The organism is Actinomadura roseirufa (assembly GCF_900659635.1).
Classification (GTDB): domain Bacteria; phylum Actinomycetota; class Actinomycetes; order Streptosporangiales; family Streptosporangiaceae; genus Spirillospora; species Spirillospora roseirufa.
This window is the reverse complement of the sequence record NZ_CAACVB010000066.1, coordinates 18,247-34,567: the sequence shown is the minus strand read 5'-3', so window position 1 is coordinate 34,567 and position 16,321 is coordinate 18,247. Positions and strand designations below refer to the sequence as shown.

Genomic DNA, 16,321 nt, shown 5'->3' with positions numbered 1-16,321 from the left:
TCGGTCGGGTAGGGGGAACGCCCGGCCACCATCGTCTCCACACTCAGGGCGCGGCATCAGGCAACATGCCCCGCCCTGACCCTTTTCAGACACCCTCTAACTTAGAACCCTTCCAGGCCAAACTGCGGCAGCGCGCGGCGCCTGCCGGCCAGGATCGGCTACCCGCCCGAGGAGCGGGAGGCGGTGGTGCTCGTCATCAAGCAGATGGAGACCTTCGCAGTCGGCTGAGCCCCACATCGGACGGCCCCCAAACGCGGGGTGACTCTTGTCAGTAGAAGCTGGCAGTCTGCGTTCCATGGATGCCCAGCGATGGTTCTATTTCGCGATGGCGGAGACTGTTCTCGGGCTCGCCCCGCCGCTTCTTGCCGGGGCCGCGGTTGCGTTTCAGTGGTGGACCTACCGAATCAGCCAGGCGAAACCAGAGGTCTGGCTCGACTCGATCTTCTATATCCTCATCGGCTCCATCACCGGGGCGACAGCAGGGCGTGGAGCATCCGACGCGCCTTCCGGTGGGTTTGTCTGGGCGTACGTGACAATCTTCCTGGCTTTTTGCAGCGGCCTCCTGGCGGCATGGCTACATTCGGCGCTCGCACGAATGTCGCGCCCGAGCCGCGTCAGCCCTCAGATCTACCGCCAGGACATCAGCTACCTGACCGGCCTTCCCTCGGTCACGATCCTCAGCTCACAAGAGTATGAGAGGTGGCAGAACCTCGCCGACGACCTCAAAGCTCACGGAACGTCAGTCAAGGCCCGAGCACCTCGGCATCGGAGTTTCCAAAGTTGCTGGACAGCTGCGAGTCGGATGACCCGATCCGGGATAGTCCTCTCGGTGATCGCCGGGGTGCTGCTGGCCACAGGCAGCGCACTCGCCGCTGACCAGCCTTGGCTGCTTCTGGGCCTGCCCGCAGGGGTCTCTCTTCCTTGCGCTGTGTGGCTCACCTTCTGGTGGCACAGGCATATGCTGATCCGCGATGGCGGAAACATGGTCGATGCGAGCGACCAGATACGGGAACTCCTGCAACAGTTCGAAGTCGAGAGACCAGGCACTCCGCGAACCAGCATGCGGCTCCGCTTGAGAGACTGGCTGCAGCGCTTTTGATAGTGGAGGGCGTCCACCCCTGCCTGGGCTTGGCCGCCACTGAGGCGCGTGACGGCGTGGCCGCCTGCCAGCGCACCACCGCCGTACGACACGATCGCCAGCGCGGAGGCAGGCAGCCAGAACGCATAGACGAACGGGACCGACAATCCGCGTCGCGAACGCCGCCTACTGCCAGAAGCCGGACAGCGACGACCGCTCCCCTCAAATCCCTCTTCGCTTCTGAGAAGCTGGGTATCTGTGCGACGGCAGGCGTTTACTGGACCGATTCAGCGACACGACCGGCGGCGCCAGTGCCTGCACCTTCACCGAGAGGCACAGTCAATCCCATCGCTCCCCGGCATCTCCCGTCGACTGCCCACGCGTGGTCGATGTCGACGACGACCAGAGTGCGCCGCACTCTGTAATCGGGCGTTTCTGTGCACATACCGGCTCGAACGTGGCGACCTGGTGGTCGAGCGGTTCGTCGCCGATCATCCCGACCTGCCGGCGGACGAGAAAGGATCTGCTGCTGGGCCGGCGGGATCTGGTTCAAGCCATGTTCGAGATCGAGGGGCCGCACAGCGACGACGGCATTGTCGCGTTCAACACATCGACGAGCTCACGTACCGGGTCCGGTCCAACATCGGGCCGGAGGGCGTGAGTCCACTCACCCGAGACACGATCACGGTCGGCGGGATCGTGCCCGTCGGTGGCGAATGGATGACTAGCGGTACAGCGATGGTGTTCCCCGCCGAGCAGGCCGAGGAGGTTCTCGCCGGGCTGCCCGTACGTCCTCGCCCAGCAAGCCTTCGCCACCCTCGCCTGATCCGGAAACGCGCGTACCGGGAGGTCACCACCTAGAATCTGCGCGGCGAGGGCATCAGTCCTGTCTCCATTCGGCGGCTGGTCACCGCACGCCCCGGAGGCGCCGACCGGGTCTTTCGTGCCCTCCTAACACTCAGAATTCTGTTGGGGACTCGATGGCGAGGCTCCGCCTCGCAGGTACAAGGACAACTGATATGCCGAGCCTCCCCTGCTGACGGTGTCAGTGGCATCGGCCGCAGTTGGTGCGGCGGTTCTTGCAGCGCTAGCGACTGGGCTTCGTCCCGCACCATTGCCCACAATGCCGCGGCGCGGGCACGGTCCGGAGGCCGTGCCCGCGCTGTGGGTGGGGGAGCGTCAGAACTTGAAGCAGTCGGTGTATTGGAGTTGGCGGGTGAAGGTGGTGGAGAGGAAGCCGCCGGCGTTGCGCTTGACCTGGGCGGCCTCGGTCGCGTGCGGGGCGGTGACCTTGCAGGACGTCGGGGAGCTGTGGCCGGACATCAGGTAGTCGCAGCGGCCGTTGCGGTTGTCGGGCAGGCCGAGGGCGTGGCCGAGCTCATGGGCGGCGATGCGGGGCGGGTAGAAGCCGTCGTTGACGGCCTCGCGGCCCATGTAGATGGTGGCGCGGCCGAAGCCCTGGGACATGGTGCGCGGCCAGCCGTTGTCGGCGTACACGCGGATGGTGGCCTGGCCGGCGGTGGCGGGCTTCAGCGAGATGGTGGGGACGGCCTTGTTCCACGCCTCGGCGCCCTCGTCGACGGCGGCCTTGAACTCCTGGGCCTGGGTGGCGTCGTAGTAGATCGTGCGGACCGCCACCGGGGCCGGGGCCGGAGTCGCGGCGGTCGCCGATCCGGTGAACGGGGCGAGGAAGGCGAGGCCGAGGGTGAGGGCCAGCGCTGAGGTGATCTTGCGGAAGGACATGAGGGGGTTCCTTCGCTCGGGGGGCGGGGGTCAGCGGCCGATCTGCTGGTTGATCCAGGCCAGGTGGGGGGCGATGCCGGTGTAGAGGGTGGAGGTGGCGCACTCGCCGCGGTTGTCGCCGGGGCCGTGGGTCTCGCCGACGAGGGTCCAGTTGCCGCGGGTGCCGGTGACGGCCGGGCCGCCGGAGTCGCCGTGGCACGCCGAGTGGCCGCGGTCGCCGGAGACGCACACGTCGTTGGCGGTGCCGCCGCCGGCCGAGCAGCTGCTGCTCGGCAGGATCGTGAGGTCGATCTCCTGGAGGGTCGTGGCCTGCCGGCAGTTCGGCCAGCTCATGCAGCCGAAGCCGAGCAGCCGGACCGGGGTGTTCGCCGCCGGGTTGGTCTGGGCCATCTTCACCGGGGCGCCGGTGGCGGGGCTGCTCAGGTGCATCACGGTGAGGTCGGTACCGGGCTTGGTGGAGCGCCGGTCGATCCGGACGGTCTCGCCGCCGGAGCTCTTGCTGTTGGAGCCGGCGCGGCCCGAGGACGCCGAGCCGCAGTGGTTCGCGGTGACGATCCACTGGGGTGCGACGAGGCTGCCGCCGCAGCCGTTGCTCAGCGCCACCATCCAGGAGTAGGTCTCGGTGGCGTTGTGCCCGCCGATGATCGGCGCGCCGCCGGCGGGACCGGTGGGCTCGGCGGCGCTGGCGGCCGTCGTGCCGTACATGGCGAGGGTGAGGGCGCACGCGCCCAGCGTCGCTTGGAAGATCTTGCGCATGGCAGGTCTCCTATCGGGGCGGTTCGTGCCGCCGGTGGGCCTCCGGACGCTGCGCGGCAGGTCCGGGGGCACGACCCGGAACGGCGGGGACGCTCGGGTCCCGGGGCCCGTCACCGGGCCGCCGAGCACGGCCGGGTCACGCCATGGCGGGGCCGGCGCGCGGCCGCGCATGGCGTCATCGGGCCATGTGATTCCCGAATGGCGGGCGGGCCGCGTTCCGTCGCGGCGGGCACGTCCATTCGGGTGATACCGGCGATGCCGTGGGGCGGGGGGCGGGAGTGGGGGCGGGGGCTGGGGCATCGCACTTATCTGATAGGAAACCGTTTCCTATCAGCTGGATACGCTAACCACGACTTCTAATGGCGGGCAAGACCTCTTTGCGGTCATGGATTCGGGCGAACCCATCGCCGCAGATCGGTGCCTTGATCGTTTCTTGCGCGGGTGAAGTTCGTCGGCAAGTGACCAGTGGAGGGGGTGAAGATTGGCAGCGTTCGCGGCAGGCCGAGCTGAGGGGGGCCGCCGGAGATTCCTGGCACGGTCCTTTTCGGGGCGGCGGCGTACCGCGCGGACGGCCGCCGTCGCGGTGACCAGCGGGGCGACGAGGGAATGCGGTGCCCCGCTCCCCGTGGAGATCAAGGCACGGATAACCATTGTCCAAGGCAAGAATTGCACAACGAACCCGCGTAAATAAGATGGCCGCGGGAACGCGGCGGAGGCGATTATCCGCCAAGGCCGATGGCCGCCATCTCGGCGACGAGGGCCAGCGCGAAGGCCGCCGCGTGCGCGGCGGCCCTGGGCTGGGAGCCCGCCGCGTCGGCGGCGGTCTTCTCCCCGTCGGCGTGGTCGCTGATCCCGCGGACGGTCAGCGTGCGGCAGCCGTGGTTCATCTGGGCGGCCTTGGCGCTGCCCGCGCTCTCCATCTCGATGGCGGCGGCGTCGTTGTAGGTGCCGTGCAGCTGGCGGGCCAGCGGCGAGGTCCGGGAGTTGAGGACGACGTCGCCCGCGACGATGGGTTTGAAGTGCACCGCCGGGACGGTCTCCGGCGGCTCGTCGAGGAGGTCCGTCCAGGGGCGCCCGTACTCGACGAGGCGGGCGATCTGCGTCAGGTCGTGGGACGCCTCCCATGCCTGGGGGCGGGCCAGGAAGGCGTCCCGCTGCTCCTTGCCGCCGTGCGGGGCGTAGATCTTCGTGCCGACCACCACGTCACCGAGGCCGATGTCGTCCTTGAGGCCGCCCGCCACGCCCACGTACAGGACGGCCTCGGGCCGCCAGTGCCGCACGGCGCGCTCGGTGACGACCGCGGCGTTGAGCGTTCCCTCCCCCGCGACGGCGGTCACCACCCGCAGTCCCACCTCGCGGAATCGGCCGACCTCGAACACCGTGCCCGTCGCGTGGCGTTCGACGACCCTGTCGTGGAGCAGGGCCCGCACCGCCCTGTACTCGGCGTTCAGCGCCGTGAGGATCACGACCGCGGGGGCGTCCGGGGCGAGGGGACGGCCGGCGCCGGGCCGCAGTTCCAGGCCGGGGACCTCGGACGAGGCCAGGAGACCGCCGAGGGGGAGGTCGAGCGGACGGTCCGCCGGTCCGTTCATGTCGGCTCCAGGGGGTTCGCGCGCGAACGGCTCCGGGCGCCGAGGACGCGAGGGTAGTCTCACTTTAGTCAAGGCGCCGGAGGACGGGCGCGCGATGCCGCGTCCGGCCGCCCGCGTGGCCGTGAGCGGACGGACGACCCTTCGTGACCCATCGTCTCGACCTCTACGTCGAGGAGCCCGTGCTCGGCCGGGACAGCCGGTTCGTCCGCGAGGCGGGCGTGGAGTTCGGGCGCCCGACGGTGCATCCGGTCGCCGCGGCGGAGCTGACCGAGCTGGCGCGCCGCCGCCCCGACCTGCGTCAGTGGCACCACACCGTTCTCATCCTGCCGTTCGACCTGGAGGAGCCGCCCGAGGGGCGGCGGTACGTCGAGGCGACCGTGCGGGCGACGTTCGACGACGAGGACGTCCGCGCGCTGAACCTCGGCGAGCCGTCCTACGGGGCGGCCCCGCCGGGCGGGACGGCCGACGCCCTGCTGCTCACCCGGGGCTCGGGACGCCACCGCCTGACCTGGCAGCTGACCGCCGCGGACCGCGCGGCCGGGATGCGCGCGAGCGGACGGGCCGTCCTCGCGGTGCTGGAGTCGCCGCGGGGGACGGACCGGCTGACCGGCGTCCTCGACGCGCGGGTCACCTACGCCTACACGCTGCTCGGCGCGGTGAACCGGGTGAAGGCCGAGACGCGGGAGCCGCTGCCGTTCCACCTGGACGTGTCGCAGGGAGACTTCGCCTTCGCCGGTTGAACGCCGGCCCGGTTGAGCTCCGGCCAGGTCGCGCACCGGGGTCAGAACGTCCCCATCGGCACCAGCGGTGCCCAGTGGTGGACGCGCTCCGCGCGGACGCCCTCCTGCCCCAGCAGCCAGCGCGTCGCCTCGTGCAGCGCCTCCCAGATCGGGCGGCCCGGCATGGCCGCGAGGAATTCCTCGACGTACCGGGTGGCCACGAACGTGTCGCCGAGCTCCCCGACGGTGGCCAGCACCTCCGCGGAGCCGCCGGCCAGCGCGATCGTCGCCAGGCTCAGCGGGTCGGTCGGCGGACGGTCGGGGACGGCGCCGCCCCAGCAGGCTATGGCCACCAGGCGGTGCGGCGGGCGGCGGCCGATGAGGTCGACGGGCCGCAGCCGGGCGTCCCGGTCGAGCTCCAGGTAGTGGATCGGGCCGGGCGCGGGACGGCCGTGCGCGGTGACGATCATCGCGTCGACGCCCGCGCCGAAGCAGTCCCGGGCGGCGGCGGCGCTGGGCAGCGCCTCGACGTCCCAGCCGGCGTCGGTCTCCAGCGTTTCCAGGGCGTGCCGCCTGATCAGCGGGCTGCGCCAGACGTGGACCCGCTGCGGGCGGGCGGGCGCCGCCCGGTCCCGGGACGCGAGCCGCCGCTGGACCGTCAGGGATGGGCACAGCACGTAGCAGGCGGCCTCTCCCAGCATCCGGGAAGCGGTCACCGGCACCGCGCTCCACGGCACCAGCCACAGCTCCCCGACCGGGACGAGCAGGAGCCGGTGCCCGCCGCCGGCCGCGAGCGCGTCCCGCAGCCCGTCGGGCAGGAGCGCCGACAGGGGCCCCAGGTCGGCCGGGCGCAGCGCGGCGCGCCGGTCGTCGTTGCCCTGCAGAAGGCGGATCAGCTCGACGGCCCGCTCCGTCAGCTCGGTGCCGCCCAGCCGGACCTCGCCGCCCGCGTCGCGCCAGAGCCAGCGCAGGCGCGAGCCGTCCTGCGGGTCGAGGAGGACCTGGAGGACGTGGCAGCCGCCGGGGAGCGCGTCGAGCAGCCCGTCGCCGCTCTCGGCGGGCGGGAGGTAGAGGGCGGCGAGCATGTCGTCGATCGGCGTGCCCTCCGGCGCGGGAGCCGCGGGGACGCCGAGCGACCGCACGACCCGCGCGCGGCGGCCCGTCTCCCCGGTCAGGTTCCGGTCGGCGCGTTCCAGCAGGTCGCTGAGCGAGGAGCGCTCGCGCCCGTCGGCCTCCAGCCGGACGGTCTCCTCCAGCAGGCCCGCCAGGCGGCGTCCGGCCAGGCAGTCGGCGACGAGCGCGAACGTTCCCGGGTATCCGTGCCGGGACGCGCCCTCCAGCGCCATGGAGTACGTGGCCCCGAAGCGGGCCCGGTACTCGGCCTGGGAGCGCTCGTCGCGGTGGGTCGCGCGGTACTCCTCCACGGCGAACACCGCCTGGACGCGCACGCGCAGCGACTCGGCCGGGTCGCCGAGCCGCTCGTAGGACTGGGCCAGCCGGTGCGCGGCGTTGCCCATGCCGAGGAGTTCGTCGAGGTCCTGGTAGGCGGCGAGGGCGAGCTCGAACCGCTCGGCGGAGGCCGCCCAGTCCTCGCGGGCGTGGGCGACCCGGCCGAGGTCCTGGAGCGCGTGGGCGCGGCTGCGGGCCAGCCCGGCATGTTCGGCGGTGCGCAGCGCGGCGAGGAAGTACTCCTCGGCGCCGTCGTGCCGGCCCTCGTCCAGCATGATGTCGGCCAGGCCGCTCAGGGCGTTGGTGATGCCCATCGGGTTGCGGACGCGCTGGCAGTCGGTGAAGGCCCGCTCGTGGCACGCGCGGGCCCCTTCGGCGTCGCCGAGACGGTGCAGGACGGCGCCGAGCCGTCCGGCCGCGTTGGCCCGGCCCAGCGCGTTGCCGAGGTCGTCGAAGGCCGCCAGCGCCGTCCGGGCGAGGTCGGCCGCGGCGGGCAGGTCGCCCAGCCGCTCGTGGCATTCGGCCAGGCCCAGCGCCGCGTTGGCGCCGTAGCCCAGGTCGCCCAGCGCGTGGGCGAGGTCCAGGGCCTCGCCGAACCGGGTCCGGGCGGCGCCGGCCGAGTGGTACATCAGCGTGACGTAGCCGAGCGCGACGAGGGCGCGCATCCTGCCGAAGCGGTAGCCGTCGTCCCGGCAGATCGCCAGGACCGCCTCGTACTCGCCGACGGCGCCCTCGGCGTCGTCGCGGGCGCGCGCGACGTCGCCGAGGGCGAGCCGGGCGTGGACGGTGACGACGCGGTGGCCGGCGGACGGTTCGAGGTCGCGCAGGCGCGCGCACAGGTCGCGCGCCCCGTCGAGGTCGTCGCGGCGGACCGCCCGGTCGAGGTCGGTCTCCACCCGGATGATCTCGTCCCAGTGCTCGCGGGTCAGCCCGGGATCCCACGGGCCCGGGGGCGCCTCGGGGTCCAGCAAATGGAGGTATCTGCTGCGCAGGGCGATGTCGCGCGGAATCCCGAGGCCGTCCAACGGGGCCCGCCGCGCCTCTCCGGAGGCTCGCCAGGCGGTGAAGACGGCCGCCGACACGTCGCTCATGATGGCCTCCAACGGACACTTCACTTTAAGGCCCGAGCGCGGCGTGGACACTCGAAATGGAGCGCAGTAACGGCGGCACTGAAAAAGCGGTGCCGGACGAGCGGTACAGGAAAGGCGGCGAGGGTCCCGCGCATGTCAGTGATCGATGAGACGCCGTTCCGCCCCGGACTGACCTATGACAACGTCTACATCCTGTTCCTCGACGCCGCCGGTTACTCCAGCATCGTCCGCGACAACCCGCGGGACCGCGCCGCGCACGCCTTCGACCTGCTGCGCGGGCGCGTGGTGGCGCGGACGGCCGAGCTGTCCGCGCGGCTGCGCTGCGGCCGGACGGCGCTGTGGAGCTGGCGCGGCGACGGCGGCTGCCTGGTGTTCCACGACGACGACGAGAGCACGGCCCGCGACTGCGCGCTCGGGGTGGCGCACTCGATCATGGCCGTCGACCTGCCCGCGCTGCGCGCCGAGCTGGCGCCGGCAGGGCTGCACGGGACGCTGCGGCTGCGGGCGGCGGTGCACAAGGGACCGATCCGGTACGCGGCGGGCCACGACACCGGGGCGATCCACTCCCCCGACCTCAACTTCGCCGCGCATCTGGAGCGCGCGGCGCCCGCCGACTGCCTGATGATCTCCGAGGCCGTGCACCGGGTCTGCGGGGACTTCGCCGGGCTGTTCACGCCCGCTGGCACCTACGAGTCCCACCGGGTCTACGTGATGGGGCCGGGCGGGTCCGCGGCCGAGGGGCTGCGGTCCTGGCTGGGCGGCCGGGGGCTCGCCGGCGGGGCGCCGGTGCACGCCTACGCGCAGCGGCCCGCGCAGGCGGAGAAGGCGCGGTTGGTGGACGCCGCCGCCGAGACCGTCCTCGACCTGGGCACGGCGCTGCACACCTGCGCCCGCTACCTGGTCACCACCGAGCGCCCGGCGCGCTACCGGGACGCGGTGCTGTCGTTCCTGCGGCGGGGCGGGGTCTACGACTGCGTGCTGCTGGATCCGGCGAGCGAGACCACGGCGCTGTGGTCCCAGCTGCGCCGCGAGGACCTGGCCACGAAGATCAAGAACTCGCTGGCGATGTTCGCCCGGTTCAAGGAGCGGCACGGGGCGGACGCCGGCGGCCTGCGCGTCCACCAGACTCCGGCGTTCCCCGGGCTGGCGGCCCTCGGCGTCGACCTGCACGCGCCGGGCGCCCTGCTCCTCTACTCCCCCTGCCTGCAGCACGCCGCCGTCGGCGTCCACCAGCTGGAGCGCGCCGACATGCCGCACTACCTGACCACCCCGGCGTCCGGCCAGGTCTTCACCGGCCTGCTGGACCTCATCACGGGCCCCGGGTGCGAGGACGCCCGCACCCGCGTGCTCTGACCGGGGCCGCGCCGATCGGGCGGCTTTAGCGTCACACAGGCTCCCTATGGTGGGCTTGGGTTTTCGTGTGACGAGCGCAGCCGGGCCGCGGGGGGACGCGGGTGGACGGCGCGCGGAGGAGCGGCTCCTTCATTTCTCGTTCACTTCGATGATCACGGGCGGCGGCACGGCGGGGCGGTTCGGCGACGGCCCGGTCGTGTCCGGCGGAGTCCGATGACCGGAAGTGGGAGGGCATCGAGTGGAGGCCACGGGGGACGTCCGCGCGGAGGGGCCGCGGCTCGGGTTCGGGGTGCTGGGCACGCTCCAGGTGCATCGGGACGGGACGCCGGTGCGGGTCAGCGCCGCCAAGCAGCGGTCGATGCTGGCGGCGCTGCTGGTGCGGGCCGGCCGGCCGGTGTCGATCGACGAGCTGGCCGAGTGCGTCTGGGCGGACGACGAGCCCCGGCGGGCGGTGCCCGCGCTGCGCGTCTACGCCATGCGACTGCGGCGGGCGCTGGGCGAGCCGGGGCCGATCGAGACCACCTCGACCGGGTACGTGCTGCGGGTCGGGGACGGCGACCTCGATCTGTGCCGCTTCGAGGACCTGGCGGCACGGGGGCTGGCCGCGTCGGCGGCCGGCGGCCCCGGCGCCGCCGTCGCGCTGTTCGACCGGGCGCTGGCCGAGTGGCGCGGCCCGGCGCTGGCGGACGTCAGCTCGGAGTTCCTGCACCGGGTCGAGGTGCCGCGCCTGCGCGAGCGAAGGCTGGACGTCGAGGCCGCGCGCAACGACGCGATGCTGCGCGACGGAGGGCACCGGGCCCTGGTCGGGCCGCTGCGGCGGCTGACCGAGCTGCATCCGCTGCGCGAGCAGTTCTGGGCGCAGCTCATGCTCGCCCAGTACCGCTCCGGTGACGGGGCGGCGGCCCTGGACGCCTACCGCGCCGTGCGCGACCTGCTCGCCGAGGAGCTGGGGATCGACCCCGGGCAGGAGGTGGAGGACCTGCGCTCGGCGATCCTCGCCCGGGACCCGTCCCTGGACCCGGTTCCGGCGCCCCGGGAGAGCGCGGCCGTGGCGCCGCCGTCGCAGGTGGCGCCCGTGGTGTCCGACTTCGTGGGCCGCGAGGACGACGCTGAGGCGATCGCCGGGTTGCTCGGCGCGGGCGGCACCGGCGCGACCGCGCCCGAGGTGATGCCCGCGGTGATGCCCGTGGTGACGGTGTGCGGGGCACCCGGGGTCGGCAAGACCGCGCTGGCGGCGTTCGTGGCCCGGCGGACGCACGAGCGGTTCCCGGACGGGCAGCTCTTCGCCGACCTGCGGGGCCACTCGGCCGGGGCGCCGCGGGCCACGACGGCGGTGCTGGCCGGTTTCCTGCGCGCGCTCGGCGTCCCGCCCGACCAGGTGCCCGTGGAGCGGGACGAGCAGGCCGCGGTCTACAGGGCGATGCTGGACGGCAGGCGCGTGCTGGTGGTGCTGGACAACGCGGCCAGCGCCGAGCAGGTCCGGCCCCTCCTGCCGGGCACGCCGGGGTGCGCCGTCCTCGTCACGAGCCGGCACGAGCTGCGCGGGCTGATCGTGACCAACGACGCGCGGCTGGTGCCGCTGGGGGTGCTGGAGCCCGCGGCGGCGGCCGAGCTGCTGACCCGGATCCTCGGCGAGGACGCCGTCGCGGGCCAGGCCGGCGCGGTCGAGCGGCTGGCCGAGCTGTGCGGGTACCTGCCGCTGGCGCTGCGGACGGCCGCCGCCAACCTGGCGGGCCGGGTCCGGCCGGACGTGTCGGCCTACGTCCGGGAGTTCGGCTCCGGGCGGCTGGCCGCGCTCGCCACCGAGAGCGGCGAGGTGGCCACCAGGGCGGCGTTCGACCTGTCCTACGCCGAGCTGCCGCCGCCGGTCCAGCGCACGTTCCAGCTGCTCGGGCTCGTCCCCGGTCCGGACTTCACGCCCGAGGCGGTGGCGGCGCTGACCGGGGTGCCGGTCGTGCCGGCGGCCCGCCGGCTGGAGCGGCTGGCCACGGCGAACCTCGTCCAGCGCCGGGCGGGCGGCCGGTACCACCTGCACGACCTGCTGCGCGACTACGCGCTGCTGCGGCGGGCGGAGCGGATCGGCGAGGCGGAGGCGCGGGCGGCGCTGGTCCGGCTGCTGGCGTGGTATCTGCATGCGGCGGACCGCGCGTCGGCGGTCCTGCACCCGGGGATGCCGACGGCGGCCCCGGCGGCGCCGCCGCCCGCGGCCCCGCTGCCCGAGTTCGCCGACCACCGCGCGGCCCGGGGCTGGCTGGACCACGAGCGCCTGAACCTGCTGGCGGCGGCCGAGCACGGCGCCCGCTCCGGGCTGCTGCCGCTGGCCTGGCAGATCGTCGACCGGCTGTGGGTCTACCTGGGGCTGAACGGTCACCACGCCGAGCAGCTCGCCACCACGAACGCCGTGCTGGCCGCGGCGCACGAGCAGGGCGACACGGCGGCGGAGACGGTGATGCGGCTGCACCTCGGCTGGGCCCACCGGAACCTGGGCGACCACCCGGTCGCGCTGTGGCATCTCCGGCGGGTGCTGGCGGCGGGGGCGGACGGGCCGGAGCCGCGGGTCGTGTCCGCGGCGCACGGCGTCCTCGCCGGGGTCCTGCTCGATCTGGGACGGCTCGCCGAGGCGCGCGACCACCTGGAGCACATGTGCGCCCTCGACGAGTCCGACGCCGCGTGGCCGTTCCTGCGGTCGTGGGCGCTGATCGGGCTCGGCGCGGCGGACCTCATCGGCGGCCATCCGTCCCGCGCGCGGGCGCGCCTCGGCGCGGCGGCGGAGCTGGCGCGCGGGATCCGGGCGCCGATCCTGGAGGCGGAGGCGCGGGCCCTGCTCGGCCGCGCCGCGACGTTCGAGGACGACCTCGACGCGGCGATCGACCACCTGCGCGCCGCCCTCGACCTCGCCCACCGGACCGGCATCCGGCTGAAGCCGCTCATCATGATCTTCCTGGCGGACGCGCTGGACCGCGCCGGCTCCCCCACCGTCGCGCTGAGCACCGCCAAGACCGCCGTGGACCTGGTCCGGCAGGACGGCGGCCGGTGGTTCGACGTGACCGTCCGCAACGTTCTCGGCACCATTCTCCAGCGCCGCGGCGAAGCTGAAACTGCTGTTACCTGGCACGAGGAAGCGCGTGAACGGGCCGAGGTGAATGGTTTTCCCTACGGGTTGTCGCAGGCGCATCTCGGTTTGGCGCACGCCCGTCTCCGATCGGGCGATCCGGAGGCGGGGCTGCTGCACGCGCACGAAGCCCTTTCCATCGCCAGGAGGCACGGCTTCGCATTTCACGAGGCCGCCGCGGCGAATCTGGTCAGTGACTGCGAAAGCCATTTCACCGGGTTAGGGTCGAAGGGTTAGACAAGTCAGTCCAGAAGTGACGTTTCGAACGGACGGGGGTCGGTCGACGTATGCGTCCACAGATGGAATTCGGTCTGCTGGGACCGCTGGAGGTCCGCCGGGACGGCGCGCCGGTCCCGGTGAGCGCCCCGAAGCTGCGGGTGGTGCTGGCGACGCTGTTACTGCGCGCGAACCGGGACGTCTCGCTCGGCGAGCTGGCCGAGAACGTCTGGGGCCCGGACGGGCCGGCGCGGCCGACGGCCTCGCTGCGGGTCTTCCTGATGCGCCTGCGGCAGCTGTGCGAGGCGCCCGAGCTCATCCGCACGACGCCGGACGGCTACCGGCTGGAGATCGACGACGAGGCGCTCGACCTGCTCCGCTTCGGGAACCTGGTGGAGCGGGGCCGGGCGCTCGCGGCCGGCGGGGACCTCGGCCGGGCCGAGTCGGCGCTCGACGAGGCGATGCGGCTGTGGCGCGCCGAGCCGCTGGCCGACGTGCCGTCCGAGGCGCTGCACGCCGAGGCGGCCCGCCTGCAGGAGCTGCGGCTGCGGGCCGAGCACGAGCGGTTCGAGGTGAAGCTCCGCGCGGGCCTGCACCACGGCGCCATCGGCCGGCTGCGCGAGCTGGCGGCGGAGAACCCGCTGCGCGAGGACCTGTGGGGGCAGCTCATGCTGGCCCTGTACCGCGCCGGGCGGCAGGCCGAGGCCGTCGCCGCCTACCAGGCGGTCTCCGGCAACCTCGCGCGCGAACTCGGCGTGGTCCCCGGCCCGGCGCTGCGGGAACTGCACGGGTCGATCCTGGTGGCCGACCCCGAGCTCGCCACCCCGGGCCCGCCGAGGGAGGCGGCCACGGTGACCGGAGGGGAACCCGCGGAACCGGCCCCGGCCGAACCGGTACGGGCTGGATCGCAGCTGCCGCCGGCGATCGGGAACTTCGTGGGACGGGGGCCCGAGCTGGACCGGGCCGTCCGGCTTCTGCGCGGCGGGGGCCAGGTGTCCGTCCCGGTGGTCACGGTGTCCGGCCCGCCGGGCGTGGGCAAGACCGCGTTCGCCGTCCGCGCGGCCCACCGGCTGAGCGAGGCGTTCCCGGACGGGCGGTTCTTCGTGGACCTGCACGCCTACTCGGCGGTCCGGGGCCCGTCGACCCCGGCGGTGCTCGCCCGGCTGCTGCGCGCGCTCGGGCACGCGGCCGAGCACATCCCCGTGGACGAGGACGAGCTGGTCGCCGCCTACCGCACGGCGCTGCGCGGCAAGCGGGTGCTCATCACGCTGGACAACGCCGCCTCGGCCGGCCAGGTGCGCCCGCTGATCCCCGGCGAGCCCGGCTGCGCGCTGCTGGTGACCGCGCGCGACGAGCTCACCGCGCTGGCGGCGCGCGACGGCGCGCGCCGGATCCGGCTCGACACGCTGAGCGAGCGGGAGTCGGCGGGGCTGCTCACGGCGATCCTCGGGGAGCGGGTCACCACGCCGCAGCGGGCGGCGGCCGCGCAGCTCGCGGAGCTGTGCGGGCGGCTGCCGCTGGCGCTGCGGATCGCGGCGAGCAATCTCGCCGGCAGCCACCGGCCCGACATCGGCGGCTACATCCGGCGTTTCCTGGAGGACGGCCGCGTGCGGGCGCTCGCGCTGGACGGCGACGAGCACATCGCCGTCGCGCGGGCGTTCGACCTGTCCTACGTCTCGCTGCCGCCGGAGGCCCGCGCGATGTTCCGGCTGTTCGCGCTGTTCCCCGGCCCGGACGTCACCCCGGAGACGATGGCGGTGCTGGCCGGCGGCACCCGCCGCGAGGCCGGGCGGGCGCTGGAGCGGCTGGCCGCCGCGAGCCTCGTCCAGCGGCTGCCCGGGAACCGGTACCAGATGCACGACCTGGTGTCGGAGTACGCCGCGGACCGGGTCCGGGCCGAGGACGGCGAGCAGGACGCGGCGGCGGCGCGCGACCGGCTGTTCGGCTGGCAGCTGCGCGCGGTCGGCGACGCGGTGGGCGTGCTGTACCCGGAGTTCGCGACGGCGCCTCCCGAACCCGGCGATCCGTCCGGCGACGTCTCCGGAGAGGCGTCCGGAGAGGCGGTCCCCCCGTTCGTCCCCCGGGACCGGACCGAGGCGCTGCGCTGGCTGGACGCCGAGCGGCCCGGCCTCGTCGCGGTGATCGAGCACTGCGCGGAGCACGGCCCGCGGCCGGTGGCGTGGCGGCTGGCCGAGGCGATGGCGTGGTACCTCGGCATCCGCGGGCACCACACCGAGTACCTGACCGCGGCGAACGCCGGGCTGCGGGCGGCGCGGGACGCGGGCGACCCGGTCGCCGAGACCGCGATGGTCGGCTCCCTGGTCTGGGAGCACCGGAACCTGGGCGATCTCGCGACCGCGCTGCGCTACGTCACCGACGCGCTCGACCACGGCGGCGCGGCCTCGCCCGGCCTGCCGCCGCTCACGGTGTGGCACGGGTCCGTCCGGCTGGAGATGGGGGATCTGGAGGGGGCCCGGACGTGCTTCGCCGGGCTCGCCGGCCCCGCCGTGGGCCCGGAGCCGCCGCCGTTCCTCGCCGTCGCGGCGCCGCTCGGCCTGGGCGCGGTCGAGCTGCTGGCCGGGCGCGGCGAGCGGGCGCTGACGCTGCTGGAGGAGGCGCTGGACGCGGCGACCCGCGCCGAGACGACCGTGCAGCGGGTCGAGTGCCTGATGGTGGTCGGCCGGTGCCACACGCTGCTCGGCCGGTACGAGCGGGCCGCGGAGCTGCTGCGCGCGGCGGTCGAGCAGGCGTCCACGCTCGGGAGCCGCTACCACCAGGCGGACTGCCTGGCCTACCTGGCGACGGCGCTCAACGAGGGCGGTGACCTGGCGGGGGCGGCGGAGGCCGCCCGTGAGGCGCTCGCCCGGTCCGAGGGGCTGCGCAACCGGTGCATCACCGTCAACGTCTGGAACGCCCTCGGCGGCGTCCGCCGCAACCAGGGCCGGGCCGAGGACGCGATCGAGGCGCACGAGCACGCCGTGGCGGCCTCCAAGCAGGGCACGGTACATCCCTACAACCTGTCCATGTCCTTGATCGGGCTGGCCCGCGCCCATCTCGCCGCGGGCCGCGCCCCCGAGTCGTACGAGCACGCCCAGGCGGCCGTGGCGATCGCCCGCGAGCACGGCTTCGGCGGGCTTGAGGCGCGGGCGGTGCGGCTGCTCGCGAGCCTCGAACCGGCGTCCTGAGCCGGGGCCTCCCCCGGCCCGGGACGC

General features: G+C 74.0%; 10 protein-coding genes. 6 read left to right on the top strand and 4 right to left on the bottom strand.

The features are described from left to right. Window positions 1-295 precede the first annotated feature (295 nt). Together E1291_RS16635 and E1291_RS16630 are read left to right on the top strand one after the other, a co-directional pair. Window positions 296-1,099: a hypothetical protein gene (locus tag E1291_RS16635; RefSeq protein ID WP_131738722.1), complete on the top strand. Its 804-nt coding sequence runs from the start codon at window positions 296-298 to the stop codon at window positions 1,097-1,099. 361 nt (window positions 1,100-1,460) lie between these two features. After that, window positions 1,461-1,739, top strand: a complete 279-nt coding sequence (locus E1291_RS16630; RefSeq protein WP_131738721.1) for a hypothetical protein — start codon at window positions 1,461-1,463, stop codon at window positions 1,737-1,739. A gap of 518 nt (window positions 1,740-2,257) precedes the next feature. On the opposite strand, the gene E1291_RS16625 is transcribed toward E1291_RS16630, so the two are convergent. The 3 genes from E1291_RS16625 to E1291_RS16615 all read right to left on the bottom strand — a co-directional run bounded on the left by E1291_RS16625 (window position 2,258) and on the right by E1291_RS16615 (window position 5,169). Then, window positions 2,258-2,821 (bottom strand): snapalysin family zinc-dependent metalloprotease, encoded by a 564-nt coding sequence (locus E1291_RS16625; RefSeq protein ID WP_131738720.1) that lies wholly within the window; start codon window positions 2,819-2,821, stop codon window positions 2,258-2,260. A gap of 30 nt (window positions 2,822-2,851) precedes the next feature. Further along, entirely contained in the window at window positions 2,852-3,577 is a 726-nt protein-coding gene (locus E1291_RS16620; protein ID WP_131738719.1) for a S1 family peptidase, read from the bottom strand. A 719-nt stretch (window positions 3,578-4,296) separates the two neighbouring features. After that, entirely contained in the window at window positions 4,297-5,169 is an 873-nt protein-coding gene (locus E1291_RS16615) for a 5'-methylthioadenosine/S-adenosylhomocysteine nucleosidase family protein (protein ID WP_131738718.1), read from the bottom strand. A 143-nt stretch (window positions 5,170-5,312) separates the two neighbouring features. Here E1291_RS16615 and E1291_RS16610 point away from each other — a divergent pair, with 143 nt between their 5' ends. Beyond that, window positions 5,313-5,909 (top strand): hypothetical protein, encoded by a 597-nt coding sequence (locus E1291_RS16610; RefSeq protein WP_131738717.1) that lies wholly within the window; start codon window positions 5,313-5,315, stop codon window positions 5,907-5,909. 41 nt (window positions 5,910-5,950) lie between these two features. Here the strand turns inward: E1291_RS16610 and E1291_RS16605 are convergent, their stop codons facing one another. Continuing rightward, window positions 5,951-8,428 (bottom strand): tetratricopeptide repeat protein, encoded by a 2,478-nt coding sequence (locus E1291_RS16605; protein ID WP_131738716.1) that lies wholly within the window; start codon window positions 8,426-8,428, stop codon window positions 5,951-5,953. 132 nt (window positions 8,429-8,560) lie between these two features. Here E1291_RS16605 and E1291_RS16600 point away from each other — a divergent pair, with 132 nt between their 5' ends. The 3 genes from E1291_RS16600 to E1291_RS16590 all read left to right on the top strand — a co-directional run bounded on the left by E1291_RS16600 (window position 8,561) and on the right by E1291_RS16590 (window position 16,294). Beyond that, window positions 8,561-9,781: a nucleotidyl cyclase domain-containing protein gene (locus E1291_RS16600; RefSeq protein WP_131738715.1), complete on the top strand. Its 1,221-nt coding sequence runs from the start codon at window positions 8,561-8,563 to the stop codon at window positions 9,779-9,781. Between the two features lie 238 nt (window positions 9,782-10,019). Beyond that, entirely contained in the window at window positions 10,020-13,130 is a 3,111-nt protein-coding gene (locus tag E1291_RS16595; protein WP_131738714.1) for an AfsR/SARP family transcriptional regulator, read from the top strand. Between the two features lie 62 nt (window positions 13,131-13,192). After that, complete coding sequence (locus tag E1291_RS16590) at window positions 13,193-16,294, top strand: AfsR/SARP family transcriptional regulator (RefSeq protein WP_165495146.1); 3,102 nt, start codon at window positions 13,193-13,195, stop codon at window positions 16,292-16,294. Window positions 16,295-16,321: the final 27 nt, after the last annotated feature.